Origin of the sequence: Pseudochrobactrum sp. AO18b (genome assembly GCF_000409565.1) — a bacterium.
Lineage (GTDB): Bacteria > Pseudomonadota > Alphaproteobacteria > Rhizobiales > Rhizobiaceae > Pseudochrobactrum > Pseudochrobactrum saccharolyticum.
Genome location: NZ_ANNO01000450.1, coordinates 1 through 929 on the forward strand (window position 1 = coordinate 1; position 929 = coordinate 929).

Consider the following 929-nt stretch of genomic DNA (forward strand, 5'->3'; position numbering starts at 1 on the left):
CAACAGCGCAGTTTGGTCTTTGGTCTGGGCACGGCTGCCGGTTCTGCGGGTATGTTCGCTTTTGCACCGATTTCTCTGGGTCTGATTGAACGCTTCGGCTGGTCAGATGCGCTGGTCTGGCTTGGCGTTGCCATGCTGCTGGTACCGCTGCTGGCCATTCCGCTACGCGGCAATGCCTCCAATGCACGGATGCCGGACACGAGTGCCAAGCAAACTGTTGCCGAGGCGCTCAAAGAAGCATTGAGCCACAAAAGCTATCTGTTTCTGACAGCTGGTTTCTTTGTTTGCGGCTTTCAGGTGGCTTTCATCACCACGCATTTTCCGGCCTATATTTCCGATATCGGCGTGGATAAGCATTATGCGGTCTGGGGGCTCGCGCTGATCGGTTTCTTCAACATTATCGGATCACTTGGTGCAGGTTTCCTCGGCCAGACCCATTCCAAACCGAAAATGCTGGCGCTGATCTATCTGTTGCGCTCAATACTCGTCGCCGGTTTTATCCTGCTGCCGCAGTCCGGCACCAGTGTGCTGATCTTCTCGGCCATTATGGGGCTGCTCTGGCTCTCAACCGTACCGCCGACCAATGGTCTTGTCGCCACCATGTTCGGCACACGCCATCTCGGCCTGCTGGGCGGCATGGTGTTCTTCTCGCACCAGATTGGCTCATTCATTGGTGTCTGGCTGGGCGGCACGCTCTACCAGATTTACAACAGCTATGATGCGGTGTGGTGGCTGAGCATTATTCTCGGATTGTTTGCGGCGCTTATCCATCTGCCGATCCGTGAAACAGCAGTACAACGCCCTGTACTCGCAGCAGCCTGATTAAGCGGCCCGATTTAAAGCAGAAATAAAGCCGGAGCGCGACTCCGGCTGTTGCTGCCCGCGCGGCTCCCACACATGGCGGGTAAAGAAAAAGCCGGTCAGTTTAA

The 929-nt window shown here is 55.8% G+C and carries 1 protein-coding gene and 1 pseudogene; one reads left to right on the forward strand and one right to left on the reverse strand.

From position 1 onward, the window contains the following. The coding region (locus tag A918_RS0117035; protein WP_022712225.1) for an MFS transporter at window positions 1-822 on the forward strand (822 nt) is incomplete at its 5' end. On the opposite strand, the pseudogene A918_RS22350 reads toward A918_RS0117035, so the two are convergent. Next, a pseudogene (locus A918_RS22350) lies at window positions 823-929 on the reverse strand (DNA repair protein RecO); the annotation flags it as partial.